The organism is Agromyces selenitireducens (assembly GCF_052748465.2).
On record NZ_CM188259.1, the window covers coordinates 2,474,867 to 2,491,967 of the forward strand.

Sequence of the window (17,101 nt, forward strand, 5' to 3'; positions counted from 1 at the left end):
CCGATCTGCACATTTTTCGTCGCTCGCCACGGGCAGACTCTTCGGAGGCCCTACACGAAGGAGAGTCGGATGACCGACCCGCAGCACAAGCCCGGCGACATCGTCAACGGGCACCGCCTCACCGAGCAGCCGGACGGGTCGCTGGCCTGGCTCCCGGTCAGCGCCGAGCCGCAGCACAAGCCCGGCGACATCGTCAACGGGCACCGCCTCACCGAGCAGCCGGACGGATCCATGGCCTGGCTCCCGGTGGAGGAGGCCGAGCCCGCCAAGGCCAAGCGGTCGTTGAAGCCGCTGTGGATCGGGGCCGCCATCGTGGTCGGCCTGCTGATCCTGTTCCCCACCATCGGCAACCTGGGATCCAGCGACGCGGATTCGGTCGCGGACAAGGCTCCCGCCGCCGAGCAGGTCGAGGAGGAGCCCGAGCCCGAGCCCGTCATGGTTGCCGTCCCGGACGTGACCGGCCAGGTCGCCGCGGACGCCATCGCGGCGCTGACCGCGGTCGGGTTCGACGTTTCCTACAACGACGACTTGGCTGGAACCGTCCTCTTCACGACTCCTGCAGCGGGCACGATGTACGCCGAAGGCAAGACCGTGACCCTCACCGTCGAGCAGAAGCCGAAGCTGACCGTGGCACAGGAGAACGCGGTCCGCTCCGCGGAGTCGTACCTGGCCAGCATGGGCTTCTCCCGCACGGGCCTGATCGGTCAGCTCGAGTACGAGGGTTTCTCCACAGAGGACGCCACGTTCGCGGTGGATAACGTCACGGTGGACTGGAACGCGGAGGCCGCGGAGACCGCCCAGTCCTACATGGACAGCATGGCCTTCTCCCGCCAAGGCCTCTACGACCAGCTCGCCTACGAGGGGTTCACACCCGAGCAGATCGAGGCGGGACTGGCGGCCGTGGGCTACTGACGAGGACTCTCTCGGCTGAAGATCCACAGCGCCCCCTTCTCGGCCTGAGCGCGTGGAGGTGGGGTCCCCGTTCCAGAACCGGGGACCCCAGTTGTTCATCACCGTGAACCGGGGAAGGGGACCGGCTCGCGTCGTGGGCTACTACGGGGTGCGGGCCTGAGCGCCTGGCCTATCGAGCACCCTTACGTAGGTTGCAGGTCTGACACAGCACCTGAAGGTTTGCCATCGCGTTGGTGCCGCCTCTGGAGAGGGGAATTATGTGGTCCACGTGGGCACGACTGGGGCGCGGGGTCAGGGTGAGCTCCACTCGCATCCCGCAGGTTCGGCACACCATGCCATCGCGGAGCATTACCTGCTCCTTGACCTTCGCCCACTGATAGCCCGACAGACGCCGCGCCAATTCTTCGGGGGCCTTCTCGGCGTCCTTCGAAGGCTGCCCCCACGCCATGAGTATGGCCAAAGCGATGATCCCAGTCCCGATTGCAACCAACCACCAGTTTCCGTTCGCGATCGCAGCCGACCACGCAAAGACATACAAGATCAGGAACACAACGACCGCAGCCATTCGTCTGCCTTTCGCATTGGTTGCTATCGAGCCGAGGATACCTCGCCGATCGTTGAGCTCATCGTCCCCGGCACCGCCGACAGATCAGTCCATGCGGTCGTGGGTCCTCTCCCCCGACGAATGCCGAGGACGGAGAGCGCGCGGCAGGTGTTCAGCCGGGCCCTCAGGCATCCCGAGCTGCCCTCCGGTCTGCTTCCGCGGCTTGCTCGCGGGCATCCGCTGCTGCAGCAGCGGCCTCCGCTGCTCGCGGAAGAAGGTCTCGTCTGCGCGCCACCTCGCGAGATCGTCTTCCGCCTTTTCCCGCGCACGGATCATCTCCTCGGTCGCCGCAGCGGTCGACTCCTCTGAGGCGTGAGCGACCTCGAAAACTGTCGCGTGTAGCTGCCGAATTTCGACAAGGCTGGATCTGAATACGCGCTGACGGACTGGTCCATCGGGCCGAAGGCCTCGCGCACGAACGGCGTTTTCAGCCAGTCCTGGCCTCGGGCAGCGGCGAGGGTAGCGTTCCCGAACCAGGACATGATCTCGGCACTGATCCTGCGCCGCTCGGCGCGAGGCGCGCGATCCATTTCGTCGTGGTACTGGTGTTGGGCGATGGCGTTCGCGTTGCGCGCTTCTTCGACTGCGGCACTCGCGGTCTGGTGCGACTGCCTCGCGATGTAGAGCGAAGCGGCAGCGAGCGCCAAGGTTCCGACGCCAACGAATCCCGGGATGACGATCTCGGCCCAGATATCGTACGTGCTCGGACCGCTCGTGATCCGCTCGGTGAGCTCGCGAAGCCAATACCATTCCTAGTCGATAGCCGCGGTCATGCTCGCACGCTAGCGATGTCACGACCAGTGCTGCCGGAACTCATCCGGGACGGCGTGGAAGCTCACGAGGGCAGCGATCCTCTCGTCCCTATCGGTATTGCAGTTCAAGGCTGACCGGCTTCCCCATCCTCGGGTGCGGCACGATGGCCTCATAGAACGTCAGCCGGGCCCCACGCAACGTCTTCTTCACGATGACACCGAGGCGCTGGCCGTCGAGCCAGACCTCCCATCGGCTTCGCGCCGGTCGGCTCGCGGACGGTAGCCGCCGAAGCTCGGGGTCGGGCATATCTTCATCCAGCAAACCTCCGACGCAAACTCGATCGCTACCCCAAGACAGCATCAGACTGGGGACATGCTCCTACCGCCCCGCGAGTACCTAGCCTCGACCGTCCGAGTTCAAAGCACGCTGAGGGACGAGAGTACCGGCGCATTTCGCGTTGGTACTGGCCTTCGGGTGGACGGCGACGAGCATGGCTACCTTGTGACCGCGGGCCACCTCGTACCCGCAGAAACCACCGCGGACCTTCGAATAGGACACATGGGCACCGCTGGCGCCGACGATTTCCGCGATGCTGAGCGGATCGACGATCCTGACATGTCGGTGGATGACGACATAGCGGTCTTTCGAATGCCGAAGGGCGGATTTCCGTTTGAGAGGCTCAACCGAGACGGCAGCTTTCTCGGACAGGACGTTCTGATCGCTGGTTATCCATGGGGAAGGTCGTTCCGAGTCGGAACCGAAGTTGAAGGCCTCACTCTGCCCATGATCAAGAAGGGCGTCTTGTCGACGTTCCCCGCCTGGGACGTGCCACGGTTCTACATCGATGTCGTAGCGAATCCGGGCTTCTCCGGGGCGCCGGTGATGTACGACGGTCCAGGTGGGGTAGCTCGGATCGCTGGAATGGTGACCCGGACTGCGACGTTGGCAGTGGACTCACATGACCTCGCGGCTAGTGCGTACGCCGATTTCACGGAGGCCGTTGAGATCGCGCGCGTAGTCGAGCACATCCGGCGATCGGAGGGCTAATAGGCAGTTCAGTCCCTTTGTTATTGGCGCGAGCATGGCGATCTCCTTGCGCCCGGCGAGCTCGATGATGCTGCGCTTCGCCTCCGCGCGGGCGTCGCCCGCCTGCGCGCGAAGCACCGCCGCGAGCGGCGCGCCCCGGTCGAGCGCCCCGAGCACCTGATCGAGCGCTCGCGACAGTGCCGGATGCTCCAGCCCGTCGCGGAGCTCGCCGAGCGCGACCGGCAGCGGGACGCCGGCGCTCACGGCGAAGACGACCGGCGAACTCGGACGGCAGCTCACCGGAGCCGGCGCGTGCGACCCGACGGAGCGCGTCGAGCATGCCCTCGCCAGCCGTGCGGCCAGCAATTCTGATCGAGGAGCATTATGACCACGACCGTTCCCATGACGATCACGACAACCGTGCCTCTCGGAGCGGATGACCTCGCGTGCCTCGCGTGCGGCCAGGTAGTACCGGCGCCGCACACCGAACGCGTCGACTTCGACGGATGGCACCGGGCTACGCGGGACAACCCGCGGCCGCCTGCCGCGCGGACCATCACCCTGACCCGGTGCGATCGCTGCCGCAAGGTCCACGACCGCGCGGCTACTCGGCTCGACGCGTACCCGCGCGTACAGGCCCACATGGGCAGCCGGAGCATTGGACTGCACCGCGTCGAGGCCGCGCTGAACGCGCTTGACGCGATCAGGCGCGATCTGCCGATCCACACCGACGGGAGTCTCCGACTGCTAATCGAGCACATGACCGCAACCGGTGTCGCCGCCCGGTGGGCCTCCCGATTCTCGCCCGTAAGGACGAAGGACGCGCGCGACGCTGAGGCCGCGTCGCAGCCGTGGGGGCACTTGACCGACTGGCAGTGGACCGACCTTCGCAAGGCGTTCGCCGGACTCTTGAATGCGCGCGTGGAACGGCCGCTGCGGTACGGACCCCCGATCGGCGGCGGATGCATGCTGTGCGGCGTCGGAACCATCTCGGCGCTGCCCTCCCAAGCGGCCGGCCTCTGGACTCCGGCCACCGCCAGCCCGACCGCAATCGGCGGACGGCCGACGCCGGAACGCCTCGCAAGCTACCTCTGCCCGACCTGCGAGCGAGCCCGCGAAGAGATCGGCGCGATCGGTCCGACCACGATGGAGCGGAGCATCATGCTCCACCTGGACGTGCGCCGCCGTTCCCTGACGGCCACGGAGCTCGTCGGCCTCGTCGGTTGGCTCGCCTCCGGCGTGGACGAACCGAATGCACGCGCGTGGCAGCACGTGCCGAATATCGAATCACTCGCGAACGAACTCAGCGGGTGAGCTACTTGCTCACGATGACGGTGACGATTATGCCCACCACGGAAACAGCCACAGCCAGAAAGCCACCCGCGACCGCCCACCATCCGGCCTTGCGCGCGCCCTTCGCGACCTCAAGTGACTCTTGGCTGGACGCCGAATCCTCGCGAGCTTGTCGAACGAGCTCTTCGAGTAGTCCGACCTGTTGAAGCCGGATCTGCTGGGCTTTATCTTCGGCGGCGCGCTCGACCTCCGAGGCGGTCGCGTCCGGTAGGTCCATCGCGTCAAAGTCCACTGTGGTCCCGACGATGGACGGCGGTTTCACGACAACTGACGCTGGCAGTTCGGAAGAGATGTTCCTCCAGTCGGGATACTCCACCACCAGACCACCGAGCCACGACCTGTCAACCGGTGTCCGGAACGCGTGAGGGGCGACCCAGGACTTTAGTCGGCGAGCCACGTCGTCCGTGAGGGCGTCGTGAATCGGCTTTACCGCTTGGCGGGATACCTCTACGGCTTTCGCATGCAATGGATGCGACTCGTCCGCGGCAATCGATTCCAGCTGGGCGATGTTCGTGTTCCATAGGGCCTCAACCTCAGGATCATCGGACTTTGGGCGATCGCCCTTCAGTTCGCGCCATTCGCCGTTGCCCGACCGCACCCGGATCCTGGGCTCATCGTCGGGCGTGGGCGCCTCACCGGATTGGTCCGCCATCAATTCCCCTTCAAGCTCGGCACATAACGTAGTAGGGCCATGCACCAACACGGAGGAAGACGGACGAAAACTCGAAAATCCCTGGTCAGAAATATGTCAACTACTTGGTTTTGATAGGTCGACCCGGCGGCCGGATTGCTGCAGCATCCGCTCGACCAGGTCGCGCACCTCGCGGTCCGACAGCACGATCGTGGTGAGTTCGGGCACGCCCGCCCGCGCAACGAACACGCGCGTGGGCGCGTTGATCCAGATCTCCTCGGATCACCGTCCGCTGTACCCTTGTCGCTGTGCCGACCGCTGAAGCCGCCGCCAACCTCGCCGACCTCTACCTCCGCCTCTCGATCGATCGCGAGGGCAAGGACTCGATCGAGAGGCAAGAGGCTGATCTCCGAGAGTGGGCGTCCGGCCAAGGCTTCACGGTCCGTCGAGTCTGGGTCGACTCTGGCAAGTCAGGCTACAAGCGCGACGTGAAGCGACCCGACTTCGACGCTGCCATCGCCGCGCTGAGGGCTGGTGAGAAGCCGTCGGGCGAGCGGCTCGCCCCTGACCTCGGTTACCGGCTTCAATCCGGCGTGTCCGTTCTCTCATTCGGGAACGGGGCCTCCGGCGCTTCCGATCCACGCGCGTCCGGTACGGCGCTCCGCTTCTCCCCGATGCTTCTCGCTATCTGGTCGACGGCATCTATCGGGAGGTCCCCGCGGTACCACGCCGGCAACGCATAGGCCGCCTGTGCAAACGCCCAGTTTCTGTGGGCGGGTAACTTCATGGCCGCGTTTGCAGCGGTCACAGTTCGCACCACTGCGTCATCCCCCTTCTCGATAAGGAGGCCCAGCCGGGAGGCGGCGACAATGACGCGATCTCTGGCCGCCGAATCCTGCGAGCCGATCGCCTCAGCTTGAAGCCGCCCGAGCAGTGATTCGAGGCATTCGGCAATTGCCGACGCAAGTTCGTCGTGGCGCTTGGCTCGACGCTGGCGACGATCCGTGAAGGCGCTCGCGAGCGGTGCACCCGCGATAGTCCCGGCCGCTGCTATCGCCGCGCCGACCACCACTGCCCATGCTGCATCCATGCCCGCACCTTACCGACGCTCGGCGGCGTCGCGGACCGACCCGCGGCCGAAGCTCCGAGCTGGACTTCTCGCTATCGTTCGGACATGGTCGCCCTCGTGATCGTTCTCGCCGTGATCGGTGCTGTGCTCGTGATTGTCGGTGCACTCCTCGCATACTTCGGTGGGACGCGCCCGGTGAAGGACAAGCCGGGCCTCTACACGATTCCCCGATACCGGGGCGTAGCCCTCTCGATCGCGATCGCTGGCGCCATCGTCGCACTCGCCGCGACGCTCGTCGGCCTCAACCTCTAGCCACTCGGCGGCGGACCGGCGACAGGGTATCCGCCGTACCCCGGTTCCAGCTCGGCAGGGTGGGGAGGTCCCCCCCAGAGCCAGAGCTCCCGAGTCGGAGAGGCATAGCTCCCGCCGGTCGATACGTAACCCTCTCGTTTTTCGCGGCGCAGGAGAGCGATTCCGCCCCAGGCGACCTAAGGGAACCCCTACGCGATCCAGCGCGCCTCACTGCGGGGCAGGAGATCTAGATCGGGTACCACGAGATCATCGCTAAAGACCGCGTACTCAGAGCCAACATGCTGCGTGTGCGCCGTGTGGGAGATATTGAACTCGACGCATCGAAGCCCGGGATAGAGCTCACTGACGATGCGGTCATCCGCGTCATAGGTAAGAAGCCATCGAAAGTTCGAGTGCCGCAGTTGCTCTGCGAGCTCCAGATGGTCATCGAAGGTGAGCGAGTCAAGATAGAGGCGTTCCCCCTGAACCAGATACGGCGGATCAACATATAGAAGAGTCCGGTCTGCCTCGGATGCAATGCTGCGAACGAATTCGCGGGCGTCGAGCTCGGAGAGTTGCACGCGGGCGCGATACTGCCCGACGTATCGAATCCTCGCGGCGAGTTCCGGGGCGTTGAACCGGGCGCCGACCTTCCACGTCCCCTTCTGACTTAGGCCGCCGATAGGGCCTGCCTCGATAATGCCCGAACGATTGAACCGGTTGAGCAGGAAGGTGGCATACCCGCGCTCGAAGTCATCAGTAGCCGGGTCGAAGTAGCTCGTGCGTGCAGCGTGCCAGGCGTCGAGAGACAACTCCTGATGCTCGATGCGTTGTGCGAAGGTCTCGGTCTCGTTGAAGACGGAACGCCAGAAGGCCGCGATGCCGGGACTGAGATCGTTAAGGAGAACCCCGCGAACTTCCTCGGCCGCAAGCAGGTGTAGAGCCGCGCCAGCTCCGCCAGCGAAAGGCTCCGCGTAGTAGCGAGGGCGTGGGTGTTGGGCACGTAACAACTTGGCCATGTACGTGGCGAGCCTTGCCTTGCCGCCCGGGTATCGAAGAGGGCTCAGGGATCGAAATCTCACGCGGCTCGCTCTTCCTCTAGAAGCTGATCGAGCCGCACGAGCATGGGCTTGAATGCCTCGCAGAGAGCGCGAACTCGGTCCCCGTCCGGATGGGCGGCGTAGTTGTGCACGTATGCATTCATTTCATCGACGGCGAGCCCGTCCCCATCGTCCGCCTGGGATCTGATCCATGCCATTTCCAGACTCTTATCCCGCCTAGCCGGGTTCGCGCAGTCCGGATCGAGCTCCAGTAGCACCTTGCGAAGCTTCTTCCGAAGAGACAGACCCTCTGCGAACCACTCCTGCTCCACGCCGACCTCCGTCACGCACAGCTCGACCACGACGCGCACCATAACGGCGCAGACGGAGGGAGCATCATCGATCTTGACCTTCTGTGCTTCCTTCAGCACCGCAACAGTCCGCGTTGAGAAGTTGCTGAGGTTGAGTCCGTAGAACACCTTCTGGACGACACGAGGGCCGGAGCGTCGGCGCGTCCTCGTCGAAGTCGTGCCCCCTTCGCCACCTGTGGCAGTGCCGCCCACATTCGATCCGCCTCCAGCGGTGCCCGAGGTGCCACCGCCGGATTCAGCCCCCTCCCCGTCTGGGTCCGAAGGCTGGTCTGATCCGGCGTCGCGCTCTTCTTCGGGGTGTTGTTCACGAACTGCCGCCAAGACTGCGTCCGCGTATTCGTCCTGCTTCTCGCCAGTCATGATGGCGTCGACCGGCATGCTTACGAGATCCGAGAACATCGTCCGGAGAACGTCGACATAGAACGGGCTCTGCGACCGGAACGTCACCTCGTCGTCCACAACCGAGATCTTGAATGCCTCACGGACGTAAGGCCGCCCGAGGAGCCGGGACAGGTTCGTGAACTTGGTATCTCGCACGGTCCGGACATCGCTCACGAGCGTCTGGTCGTCTGCGAAGGTGGATAGCGCCGCTCGCACAACGAGCCACGCGCGGTCGTTCGCAGTCCCCTTCTGCCGCCGGAACGTGTTGCTCTGATACGAGTTCCACGGATCAGTCCCGACGCCACCGTTCTGGCCCGTATGCCGAAGCTCGATCCACCGATGGGCTTCTTCCCGGCTGCTCACTACCCAACAGACGATCTCTTCGGGGCCTTCCGCTTCGATCTCTGGGCCTTGCGCCTCCTTGCGGATTCGCTCAAAGGCGCGCTGAGTGGCCGAGGCGCGCGCAAGTTGCGGGTTGCGCAGGAGTTTGAGTGCGGCGAGCCGCCGATTCCCTTCGAGGACGATCCTGTCGCCCTCCGACTCCCACACGATGGGAGGATTAGTGGGATCCAGGGCATCCGACTCCGCGATGTCACGAGCCAGAGCGATCATCTTCTCGCGTCCTAGGTCGAGAAGCGCGTTGATTGCATCTGCCTGACTGTCGACGGATTCCGGGAATCTAGGGTTCTCCTCGTCGAGGAGGACCTCGGCGACCGAAAGGGGCTTATACACCCCGCAATCATGGCAGGCATGATCCTCAAGGCGCCGCTTCCCACGCTGACGAGGGCCCCGCCCATGGAAGCTCTAGCGGCGCCACGCCACAGATTGGCACTGCGAACAGTTTCCCTCCACGGTCGGGTCGTCGAAGAACGGCTGCAGCGGCCCGTACCCGGTGATGGATGCCACGACCTCACGCGCCGCGTCGCGCTCGTCGTCGAGCGGGGCGTGCGCCCCCGCGAGCGCCCGCTCGGAGTAGCGGCGCACCTCCTCCGCGGCGTACCGCGAGGCAAGCGCCTCGTCGCGGGCGAGATCGACACCCTCGCGGAGCACCCGACCGCGCACCCGCTCGGCGATGGAGCGCACGGGATCGGACATGTCGTCCATCTTGGAGAGCGCCGCCGATGGAGGCGGGAAGTTATCCACATGGAGCCGGCAGCGCCGGCAATGCCCCGGGTCGAGGACCGGGCGCGGAGCGGGGCGAGATCAGTCGGCGGCAGCCGACGCTGCCCGAAGCTGCTCCGCGTACCACCCCAGCTTCTCGTCGAGGCGCGCTCGCTGACGGCGGAGCTGCTCGATCTGCGCATCGACCGCGGCCACGTGCTCACGGAGCAGCTCCATGCGCTCGGCGAGGGTTCCCGGGTCGCGGCAGAGCTCGCCGTAGCGCCGGAGGCGGTCGATGGGCATGCCCGTCTCGCGCAGGCACCGCAGGAGGTCCAGCGTCGACAGGTCGGCGTCGCTGTACGCCCGCCGCCCACCGGAAGTGCGGGCGACCGGCGGCATGATGCCCTCGCGTTCGTAGTACCGGAGCGTGTCGATCGAGAAGCCGCTGCGTTCGGCGGCCTCGGCCGGCGAATAGGTGCTCATGCGCGAGAGCGTACCGCTTGACCTGGAGCGCGCTCCAGATTGCAGAGTCTGGGACATGAACTCTTCGCCCCACCACACCACCGTTCCCGCACCGTCGTCCGCCGTCGTGCTCGGCGCCATGCCGTTCGGCACGCGCATCGACGAGGAGACCTCGTTCTCACTGCTCGACCGTTTCGTCGAACGCGGCGGCGAGTGGATCGACACGGCCGACTGCTACGCGTTCTGGGACAGCCCCGACGGCCGCGGCGGCGCGAGCGAGCGCGTCATCGGTCGCTGGCTGGCGTCGCGTCCCGGCATGCGCGAGCGCGTCCGCATCGCTACGAAGGTCGGCGCGGAGCCGCTGTGGGCCGGGTCGTGGCCCGAGCACCGGGCCGGACTCAGCCGCCGCGCCATCCTCGACGCCGTCGCCGGCAGCCTCGAGCGGCTCGGCGTCGAGACCGTCGATCTGCTCTGGCTGCACCAGGAGGACCGCTCGGTCGCCATCGAGGAGAGCGTCGACGCGCTGGCCGAGCTCACCGACCGCGGCACCGTGCGCCGCACCGGCGCCTCCAACCACCCGGCCTGGCGCGTCGAGCGCGCCCGCGCGCACGCCGCCGCACGTGGGGCGACGCCGATCGACGCGCTGCAGCTGAACGCGACCTACCTGCGCCCCCGGCCGGGCACCCGCCCGGACGGCGTGGTCCACCCGTTCGGGGTGCTGAGCGACGAGCAGCACGACTTCGCGCTGGCCCACGGGCTCGAACTGTGGGCGTACACACCGCTGCTCTCCGGTGCATACGACAACCCCGCCAAGCCGATCCCCGAGGTGTACGACCATCCGGGCACCACGCGCCGGCTCGCAGCCCTCGATGCGGTGGTCGCCGAGACGGGTGCGACCCGCAGCCAGGTCGTGCTCGCCTGGCTCATCCGCCACGGCATCCGCCCGCTGCTCGGGGGCAGCCGGCTGGATCAGCTCGACCTCGCGCTCGAGGCCGCGAGCCTCCCGCTCACCGACGCGCAACTCGTCCTCCTCGACGAGGCGCCCGACCCGGCGTACCGTGCGGTGTCGGCCCCGGCGATCGCATGATGGAGGCATGACGGGCGTGCTGCTCGACCTCGACGGTGTCCTGTACGTGGGCGGCGAGGCGGTGCCGGGTGCGGCCGAGGCCGTCGCGCGGCCTCGAGGCCCGCGGTCGCCGCGGCCGAGTGGCTGATGCGTGCGGGCACCGAGCACCCGCGCGCAGCGGATCTATCCACACCGGCGCATCCAGGGACCGGACCCTCGCACACCCCGTCCATCCCCGCAAGCCCGTGAGGGGAAAGCATGGACGGCGGTACCGTCGGGGTGGTGCCGCCACGGAATACCCCTATGAAAACGCCACCCGACCTCGTCGCCGACCGCTACCGCCTCGTGAAGATGATCGGCAGCGGCGGCATGGGCGTGGTCTGGCACGCGTGGGACGAACGCCTGCAGCGGACCGTGGCGCTGAAGATGCTCCGCACGCAACCCGAGCTCACCGACGAGGAGCGCGAGGTCACGACGAAGCGCGCCATGCGCGAGGCGCGCATCAGCGCCGGGCTGCACCATCCGCATGCCGTGCCGGTGTTCGACGTGATCGAGCACGAGGGGCAGCCGTGCATCGTGATGCAGCTCATCGACTCGACGCCGCTCTCGACGCTGCTGCAGGAGCACGGCACCTTCACGCCCCGCCAGACGGCGCGAGTCGGAGCGGAGGTCGGGTCGGCGCTGGCCGCCGCGCATCGCCGGAAGATCGTGCACCGCGACGTGAAGCCCGGCAACATCCTCATCCGCGAGGACGGCTCGGCGATGATCAGCGACTTCGGCATCGCCCAGGCCCTCGGCGACACCACCATCACCGCCACCGGGCTGGTGCACGGCACGCCCGCCTACCTCGCCCCCGAGGTGGCCCGCGGCGAGCCGTCGAGCTTCGCGTCGGACGTGTTCTCGCTCGGCTCGACGATGTTCGCCATGCTCGAGGGCACGCCGCCGTTCGGCACCGACCAGAACGCGATCGCGCTGCTCCACCGGGTCGCCCGGGGCGAGGTCGCGGTTCCCACGAGCGCGGGACCGCTCGCGCCGCTGCTGCATGAGATGCTCGCCTCCGACCCGAAGCAGCGTCCCGACATGTCGACCGTGACGCGGCGGTTGACCGACCTCGACGAACAGGCGGCGACGACGGATGCCGCGGGGCCGGCGGACGGCGAGGACACCCTGCCGTCCACGCTGCCCCTCGCCGGCGGTGCGGCTGCCGCCGCCGCGGCCGCGAGCGGTGCGACCGCGGCCGCCGCCGCGCACGAACCGCCGACCATGCCGGCGGACACGCGGGCGATCGGCGACACCGCCGAGACCGAGTCCCTGACAGACGATGCCGAAGCGGACTCCCCTGCAGAGGCCGCCGAAACCGCGTCCCTCGCAGACGCCGACGAGGAGGCCGCCGAGACCGAATCACTGGCCGAGGCCGAGGCGCCCACGACGCCGCAGCCGACGGGCCCGGCCTCGCCGCTGTTCCCCTGGATGGCGGAGACGCAGCCGGCGACGCCACAGGAGCAGCCGGCGCCCGAGCCCGAGGCTCAGCCCCGCCGTAGGAGGACCGCGGCACTCGTCGGCGGCGCATTGGTTGCTCTGGCCCTGCTGGTGGTCGGCGGCATCCTGCTGTTCAACGGCCTCCGGCAGGACGGCGGGGTCGCCGCGGGCCCGGAGGCCGAGGAGACGCCGACCTCCGAGCCGGCCGAGTCCGAGGCGCCCCCGGCGGAGTCGGCACCGGCCGAGGAGCCGACGGAAGAGCCCGCTCCGCCGCCCGCGGAGACCGAGGCCCCGCCGAGCGCCGAGCAGCGCGCGGCCGACATGCTCGTCGACTACTACGCGTTGGTTCCCGGCGACCTCGACAGCGCGTGGAGCCTGATGACCGAGGACTACCAGGTGAACCACGTCGGCGGCCGCGACGCCTACGAGGCCTTCTGGGGCGAGATCACGGATGTGGCGATCGCCGACGTGACCGCGACCGGTACGGACGCGCAGGCGACCCTCACCTACACGTTCGACGACGGTCGCGTGGTCCGCGAGGTGACCGCCTACCGCCTGGTCGACGAGGGCGGCGTGCTGAAGATCGCGGCGAGCGAGGTCCTGAGCAGCACCCAGCTCTGACCCGTTGCGTGCCGCACGACCGCCGTCGAGAGCATGATGGACGCATGACGGGCGTGCTGCTCGACCTCGACGGCGTCGTCTACGTGGGCGACGAGGCGGTGCCGGGCGCGGTCGAGACCGTGGCCGGCCTCGAGGCCGACGGCATCCCGTTCCGGTTCCTCACCAACACGACCTCGCGCCCCAGGAGCGCGATCGTCGAGAAGCTCGCCCGGCTCGGCGTCGCGACCGACGCCTCGCACCTCCTCACCCCGGCGGTCGCCGCCGCCGAATGGCTCCGCCGGGAGCGCATCGAGCGGCCCGCGCTCTTCGTCCCGGATGCCACGGCGGAGGAGTTCGCGGCGTTCGAGCCGCTCGCGGCATCCGTCGACGAGGGCGCCGGCGCCGTGGTGCTCGGCGACCTCGGCGAGGCATGGGACTTCGCGACCCTGAACCGCGCGTTCCGGCTGCTCATGGCGAACCCGGCCGCACCGCTCGTCGCGCTCGGGCTCACCCGGTACTGGCGGGCGCCCGACGGGCTGCGGCTCGACGTCGGCGGCTACGTGCGCGCCCTCGAGTACGCCACGGGGCGCGAGGCCGTCGTGCTCGGCAAGCCCGACGCGGCGTTCTACGGCACGGCCGTCGCCGCGCTCGACGTCGATCCGGCCGACGTGGTGATGGTGGGCGACGACCTCCGCACCGACGTCGAGGGCGCGCAGCGCGCCGGCCTCACGGGCGTGCTCGTGCGCACGGGCAAGTTCACGCCCGCCGACCTCGACGGCGACATCCGGCCCGATGCCGTGCTCGACTCGATCGCCGACCTGCCCGGCTGGCTCGCCGAGCGCTGAGGTCACATGGCGGTCAGGATGCGGCCCGTCGCGAGCACGAGGCCCAGGATCGCGAGCGCGGTCAGCCAGAAGCGGGTTCGGCGTCCGATCTCGGGCGCGGCGATCTCGGCGAGCACCAGCGCCGCCATCGACACCGGGCAGAGTGAATTGGATCCCGCTGACGTGCACGAGCGCGGACGCCCCGGCCACCACGAGCACGGCGGCCTTCACGCCCGACGGCCACTCGCGCTCCAGCCGGGCGCAGGCCTCGATGTGTTCGGTCATCGTCGACCCCCTTCGCCGGGAGGCTACCCGGCGCGGCACGGCGGTCGCGGGGCTTGACCGTCGCTGCCGGATGCCGCGTCGGCGAGCACGGTAGCCCCACGTCCGACCGGCGACGGGCGCACGCGCCGGGCGAGTGCGTTCAGGCGAGGCGTGCGGCGGCGGCCTCAGCCGCGTCGAGGTCGGCGCTCGCACGGTCGGCCGCGTGCGCCGCCGACTCCCGCTCACGGGTCGCGGCGCGGGCATCGCGCTCGGCCTCGGCGAGTTCCTCGCGGACCCGGTCGAGGCGTTCCTCGAGCTCGTCGCGTTCGGCGTGCAGGGCGGCGACGCGTCCCGTCGCGGACTCCATCGCGGCGGCGGCCTCGGCGCGCGCGTCCTCGGCCGTCGCGAAGCGGTCCCTCGCTGCCGCCACCTCGGCCTCGGCCTCGGCGAGGCGACGAGCGGCGGCGGCCCGCGACTCCGACTCCGCCTTCGCGGCGGCACGGTCGCGGCGGTCGGCGGCCCGGTCGCCCGCCTCGTCGGGGGCCGCCTCGGCAGGACTCGCCTCGCCAGCGGCATCCGCTCGACGCCCCGCCGCACCTCCGGCCGACGTTCGCCGGCCAGAACGCGCCGACCCGGCGGCACCGCCCGCCGCGACCTGGCCTGCGACCGCGCCGGCCACGTCGACCTCGGACCCCACCGCCTGCAGGGCCCGCACCAGCCGTCCCGACCGCGCGGCCGCGCCCGCCTCGGCGGACACGGTCGCTGCCACGAGCGTGCGTTCGACCTCGTCCAGCACCGCGCGTGACGGCGAGCGGTCCGCGGCATCCGCGAGCGCCGACGCCTGCCGCAGCAGGTCGCCGACCGCCCGCCGCCGCTCCGACCCGAGCGCCGTCAGCGCCCGGCCGTCGCCCGAGGCCTGCGCGTCGGCGAGTTCGCCACCGAGGCCGACGAGGTCGCCGAGCTCCTCCGGGTGCTCCCGTGCGAGCCGGTTCACGATCCACGCCGCAGGCGACGGACGCCGCAGGCCCGTGATCCGCTTCGCCAGCGCGGGATCGGACGTCCTGGCGTCGGCCGCGCGCGCGTTCCGCGCGGCCGTGAACTCCTCGGGCACGAGCGCGTACAGCGCGTCGGCCGCCTCGGTCAGCCCGTCGGTCGCCATCGCCCCATCATGGCGCGAACGGATGCCGCCCGGGCATCCGCTGACCGGCTCAGACCGTCTCGAGGTACTTGTGCACGACGCTCAGCACGACCGCACCCTGCCCGACCGCCGACGCGACGCGGCGCATCACGTCGTGGCGCACGTCGCCCGCGGCGAAGATGCCGGGCACGCTCGTCTCGAGGATGAACGGGTCGCGCTTGAGCGTCCACCCGGGCGGGCGGCGGCCGTTGAGGACGAGGTCCTGCCCGGTGATGACGAACCCGCCGTCGTCGAGCTCCACGAGGTCGCGCACCAGCTCCGAGCCGGGCACGGCGCCGATGAAGACGAACATCGCGTCGGCCGGCAGCTGCTCCTCGGCGCCCGTCACCGTGTCGCGCACGGTCAGCGACGTCAGCCGCGACTCGCCCTCGAGCGCGGTCACCTGCGCGTGCGGACGCACCGTGATGTTCGGCGTCGCCTCGATCTGGTCGATGAGGTACCGCGACATGCTCCGCGCGAGCGACTCGCCGCGCACGAGCACTGTCACGTGGGCGGCGTACCGCGACAGGAACATCGCGCCCTGCCCGGCCGAGTTCGCGCCGCCGACGACGACCACGTCGCATCCGGCGTAGCTCACCGCCTCGCTGGCGGCCGCGCCGTAGTAGACGGATGCCCCGTTGAGCCGCTCCTCGCCGGGGATGCCGAGCGTGCGCGCGTCGACGCCGGTGGCGAGCACGACCGCGCGCGAGCGGAGCTCGCTGCCGTCGTCGAGCGTGACGATCTTGTACGAGTCCTCGACGCGCAGGCCCGTGACGGTCTGCGGGCTGAGGATCTCGGCGCCGAGCCGCTTCGCCTGGGTGACCGCGCGCCGGGCGAGGTCGGCGCCGCTGATGCCGTGCGGGAACCCGAGGTAGTTCTCGATGCGCGAACTCGTCCCCGCCTGGCCGCCGGGCACCTCGCGCTCGACCACGACGGTGCGCAGGCCCTCGGACGCGCCGTACACCGCCGCGGCGAGCCCCGCCGGCCCGGCCCCGATCACGACGAGGTCGTAGAACGGCGCCTGCGGCGGCGCGCGAAGGCCGATCCGGTCGGCGAGTTCATGCAGGTCGGGGCACGCGAGCACCGTGCCGTCGGGCAGGAACACCACCGGCAGCCGGGTGCTGCCCGGCGTGGTCGCCTCGACGAGCTCTCGTGCGCCGGGGTTCTTCTCGATGTCGAGCCACTGGTACGGGATCTGGCTCCGGGCGAGGAAGTCCTTCACGGCGTGCGTCGTCGGCGACCACAGGGTGCCCGCCACGCGGATGCCCTCGTACACCGGCGGCGTGTTCGCGACCCAGTCGTCGAGCAGGTCGTTGAGCACGGGATAGAAGCGCTCGTCGGGCGGATCCCACGGCTTCAGCAGGTAGTAGTCGAGGTCGATGGCGTTGATGCTCGTGATCGCGGCATCCGTGTCGGCGTACGCCGTCAGCAGCACCCGCTTGGCCTCGGGATAGTGCTTGATCGCCTCGGTGAGGAACTCGGTGCCCGACATGCCGGGCATCCGCTGATCGACGACGAAGAGCGCGACGGGGGTGCTGCGCCGCTCGAACTCCGCGATCGCATCGAGGGCCTCCTGCCCGGAGCCGGCCTTCACGATCCGGTAGTCCTCGCGGTAGCGGGCCTGCAGGTCGCGCGCGACCGCGTTGAGCACCTGCGGCTCGTCGTCGACGGTCATGATGACCGGCTTCACCATGGAA

19 protein-coding genes and 2 pseudogenes are annotated in these 17,101 nt (G+C 69.0%); 8 read left to right on the top strand and 13 right to left on the bottom strand.

Translation table 11 applies throughout. The annotated features are described in order from the left end of the window. Positions 1–69 precede the first annotated feature (69 nt). On the top strand, positions 70–912 hold the full coding sequence (locus ACULK4_RS11510; RefSeq protein ID WP_445964556.1) for an Ltp family lipoprotein: 843 nt from the start codon (positions 70–72) through the stop codon (positions 910–912). A gap of 169 nt (positions 913–1,081) precedes the next feature. Here the strand turns inward: ACULK4_RS11510 and ACULK4_RS11515 are convergent, their stop codons facing one another. Both ACULK4_RS11515 and ACULK4_RS11520 read right to left on the bottom strand, forming a co-directional pair. Then, positions 1,082–1,477, bottom strand: a complete 396-nt coding sequence (locus ACULK4_RS11515; RefSeq protein ID WP_445964557.1) for an HNH endonuclease — start codon at positions 1,475–1,477, stop codon at positions 1,082–1,084. A 311-nt stretch (positions 1,478–1,788) separates the two neighbouring features. Further along, complete coding sequence (locus ACULK4_RS11520; RefSeq protein WP_445964558.1) at positions 1,789–2,163, bottom strand: hypothetical protein; 375 nt, start codon at positions 2,161–2,163, stop codon at positions 1,789–1,791. Positions 2,164–2,641: 478 nt separating this feature from the next. Between ACULK4_RS11520 and ACULK4_RS11525 the strand changes: the two genes are divergently transcribed. Further along, positions 2,642–3,316: a trypsin-like peptidase domain-containing protein gene (locus ACULK4_RS11525; RefSeq protein ID WP_445964559.1), complete on the top strand. Its 675-nt coding sequence runs from the start codon at positions 2,642–2,644 to the stop codon at positions 3,314–3,316. On the opposite strand, the gene ACULK4_RS11530 is transcribed toward ACULK4_RS11525, so the two are convergent. Next, a complete protein-coding gene (locus ACULK4_RS11530; RefSeq protein ID WP_445964560.1) occupies positions 3,224–3,559 on the bottom strand; it encodes a hypothetical protein in 336 nt (111 codons plus the stop codon). The genes ACULK4_RS11525 and ACULK4_RS11530 overlap by 93 nt on opposite strands. A 120-nt stretch (positions 3,560–3,679) precedes the next feature. Between ACULK4_RS11530 and ACULK4_RS11535 the strand changes: the two genes are divergently transcribed. Beyond that, positions 3,680–4,609 carry a hypothetical protein gene (locus ACULK4_RS11535; protein WP_445964561.1) on the top strand — a complete coding sequence of 310 codons (930 nt, stop codon included), beginning with the start codon at positions 3,680–3,682 and terminating at the stop codon, positions 4,607–4,609. Between the two features lies 1 nt (position 4,610). Here the strand turns inward: ACULK4_RS11535 and ACULK4_RS11540 are convergent, their stop codons facing one another. After that, positions 4,611–5,300 carry a hypothetical protein gene (locus ACULK4_RS11540; protein WP_445964562.1) on the bottom strand — a complete coding sequence of 230 codons (690 nt, stop codon included), beginning with the start codon at positions 5,298–5,300 and terminating at the stop codon, positions 4,611–4,613. Positions 5,301–5,405: 105 nt separating this feature from the next. Beyond that, positions 5,406–5,558 (bottom strand): annotated as a pseudogene (locus tag ACULK4_RS11545) (CpaF family protein); the annotation flags it as partial. Between the two features lie 29 nt (positions 5,559–5,587). Here ACULK4_RS11545 and ACULK4_RS11550 point away from each other — a divergent pair. Continuing rightward, positions 5,588–5,755 (top strand): annotated as a pseudogene (locus ACULK4_RS11550) (recombinase family protein); the annotation flags it as partial. A 107-nt stretch (positions 5,756–5,862) separates the two neighbouring features. Here the strand turns inward: ACULK4_RS11550 and ACULK4_RS11555 are convergent. Then, on the bottom strand, positions 5,863–6,369 hold the full coding sequence (locus tag ACULK4_RS11555) for a hypothetical protein (RefSeq protein WP_445964725.1): 507 nt from the start codon (positions 6,367–6,369) through the stop codon (positions 5,863–5,865). Positions 6,370–6,453: 84 nt separating this feature from the next. Here ACULK4_RS11555 and ACULK4_RS11560 point away from each other — a divergent pair, with 84 nt between their 5' ends. Next, entirely contained in the window at positions 6,454–6,660 is a 207-nt protein-coding gene (locus ACULK4_RS11560; protein ID WP_445964563.1) for a hypothetical protein, read from the top strand. A 188-nt stretch (positions 6,661–6,848) separates the two neighbouring features. On the opposite strand, the gene ACULK4_RS11565 is transcribed toward ACULK4_RS11560, so the two are convergent. The 4 genes from ACULK4_RS11565 to ACULK4_RS11580 form a co-directional block, all read right to left on the bottom strand. Next, positions 6,849–7,658, bottom strand: a complete 810-nt coding sequence (locus tag ACULK4_RS11565) for a DNA adenine methylase (protein ID WP_501043312.1) — start codon at positions 7,656–7,658, stop codon at positions 6,849–6,851. 59 nt (positions 7,659–7,717) lie between these two features. Beyond that, positions 7,718–9,163 (bottom strand): hypothetical protein, encoded by a 1,446-nt coding sequence (locus ACULK4_RS11570; protein ID WP_445964565.1) that lies wholly within the window; start codon positions 9,161–9,163, stop codon positions 7,718–7,720. A 72-nt stretch (positions 9,164–9,235) separates the two neighbouring features. Further along, positions 9,236–9,526, bottom strand: a complete 291-nt coding sequence (locus tag ACULK4_RS11575) for a hypothetical protein (protein ID WP_445964566.1) — start codon at positions 9,524–9,526, stop codon at positions 9,236–9,238. Positions 9,527–9,634: 108 nt separating this feature from the next. Continuing rightward, on the bottom strand, positions 9,635–10,015 hold the full coding sequence (locus tag ACULK4_RS11580; protein ID WP_445964567.1) for a MerR family transcriptional regulator: 381 nt from the start codon (positions 10,013–10,015) through the stop codon (positions 9,635–9,637). 55 nt (positions 10,016–10,070) lie between these two features. On the opposite strand from ACULK4_RS11580, the gene ACULK4_RS11585 reads away from it, so the two are divergent. The 3 genes from ACULK4_RS11585 (at position 10,071) to ACULK4_RS11595 (ending at position 13,984) form a co-directional block, all read left to right on the top strand. After that, positions 10,071–11,081 carry an aldo/keto reductase gene (locus ACULK4_RS11585; protein ID WP_445964568.1) on the top strand — a complete coding sequence of 337 codons (1,011 nt, stop codon included), beginning with the start codon at positions 10,071–10,073 and terminating at the stop codon, positions 11,079–11,081. A 282-nt stretch (positions 11,082–11,363) separates the two neighbouring features. Next, entirely contained in the window at positions 11,364–13,160 is a 1,797-nt protein-coding gene (locus ACULK4_RS11590) for a serine/threonine-protein kinase (RefSeq protein WP_445964569.1), read from the top strand. Between the two features lie 44 nt (positions 13,161–13,204). Next, the gene (locus ACULK4_RS11595) at positions 13,205–13,984 is read left to right on the top strand and encodes a TIGR01458 family HAD-type hydrolase (RefSeq protein WP_445964570.1); all 780 of its coding nucleotides are present in this window, start codon (positions 13,205–13,207) and stop codon (positions 13,982–13,984) included. 2 nt (positions 13,985–13,986) lie between these two features. Here ACULK4_RS11595 and ACULK4_RS11600 read toward each other — a convergent pair whose 3' ends face one another. The 3 genes from ACULK4_RS11600 to ACULK4_RS11610 all read right to left on the bottom strand — a co-directional run bounded on the left by ACULK4_RS11600 (position 13,987) and on the right by ACULK4_RS11610 (position 17,097). After that, the gene (locus tag ACULK4_RS11600; protein WP_445964571.1) at positions 13,987–14,118 is read right to left on the bottom strand and encodes a hypothetical protein; all 132 of its coding nucleotides are present in this window, start codon (positions 14,116–14,118) and stop codon (positions 13,987–13,989) included. 269 nt (positions 14,119–14,387) lie between these two features. Continuing rightward, complete coding sequence (locus tag ACULK4_RS11605; protein ID WP_445964572.1) at positions 14,388–15,386, bottom strand: hypothetical protein; 999 nt, start codon at positions 15,384–15,386, stop codon at positions 14,388–14,390. 49 nt (positions 15,387–15,435) lie between these two features. Beyond that, entirely contained in the window at positions 15,436–17,097 is a 1,662-nt protein-coding gene (locus ACULK4_RS11610; RefSeq protein WP_445964573.1) for an FAD-dependent oxidoreductase, read from the bottom strand. Positions 17,098–17,101 lie beyond the last annotated feature (4 nt).

Coding starts and splice junctions, on each gene's coding strand:
- ACULK4_RS11560 (WP_445964563.1), top strand. CDS start 6,454: ATGGTCGCCCTCGTGATCGTTCTCGCCGTGATCGGTGCTGTGCTCGTG.
- ACULK4_RS11575 (WP_445964566.1), bottom strand. CDS start 9,526: ATGTCCGATCCCGTGCGCTCCATCGCCGAGCGGGTGCGCGGTCGGGTG.
- ACULK4_RS11565 (WP_501043312.1), bottom strand. CDS start 7,658: ATGGCCAAGTTGTTACGTGCCCAACACCCACGCCCTCGCTACTACGCG.
- ACULK4_RS11540 (WP_445964562.1), bottom strand. CDS start 5,300: ATGGCGGACCAATCCGGTGAGGCGCCCACGCCCGACGATGAGCCCAGG.
- ACULK4_RS11580 (WP_445964567.1), bottom strand. CDS start 10,015: ATGAGCACCTATTCGCCGGCCGAGGCCGCCGAACGCAGCGGCTTCTCG.
- ACULK4_RS11510 (WP_445964556.1), top strand. CDS start 70: ATGACCGACCCGCAGCACAAGCCCGGCGACATCGTCAACGGGCACCGC.
- ACULK4_RS11515 (WP_445964557.1), bottom strand. CDS start 1,477: ATGGCTGCGGTCGTTGTGTTCCTGATCTTGTATGTCTTTGCGTGGTCG.
- ACULK4_RS11525 (WP_445964559.1), top strand. CDS start 2,642: ATGCTCCTACCGCCCCGCGAGTACCTAGCCTCGACCGTCCGAGTTCAA.
- ACULK4_RS11610 (WP_445964573.1), bottom strand. CDS start 17,097: ATGGTGAAGCCGGTCATCATGACCGTCGACGACGAGCCGCAGGTGCTC.
- ACULK4_RS11555 (WP_445964725.1), bottom strand. CDS start 6,369: ATGGATGCAGCATGGGCAGTGGTGGTCGGCGCGGCGATAGCAGCGGCC.
- ACULK4_RS11590 (WP_445964569.1), top strand. CDS start 11,364: ATGAAAACGCCACCCGACCTCGTCGCCGACCGCTACCGCCTCGTGAAG.
- ACULK4_RS11535 (WP_445964561.1), top strand. CDS start 3,680: ATGACCACGACCGTTCCCATGACGATCACGACAACCGTGCCTCTCGGA.
- ACULK4_RS11595 (WP_445964570.1), top strand. CDS start 13,205: ATGACGGGCGTGCTGCTCGACCTCGACGGCGTCGTCTACGTGGGCGAC.
- ACULK4_RS11605 (WP_445964572.1), bottom strand. CDS start 15,386: ATGGCGACCGACGGGCTGACCGAGGCGGCCGACGCGCTGTACGCGCTC.
- ACULK4_RS11585 (WP_445964568.1), top strand. CDS start 10,071: ATGAACTCTTCGCCCCACCACACCACCGTTCCCGCACCGTCGTCCGCC.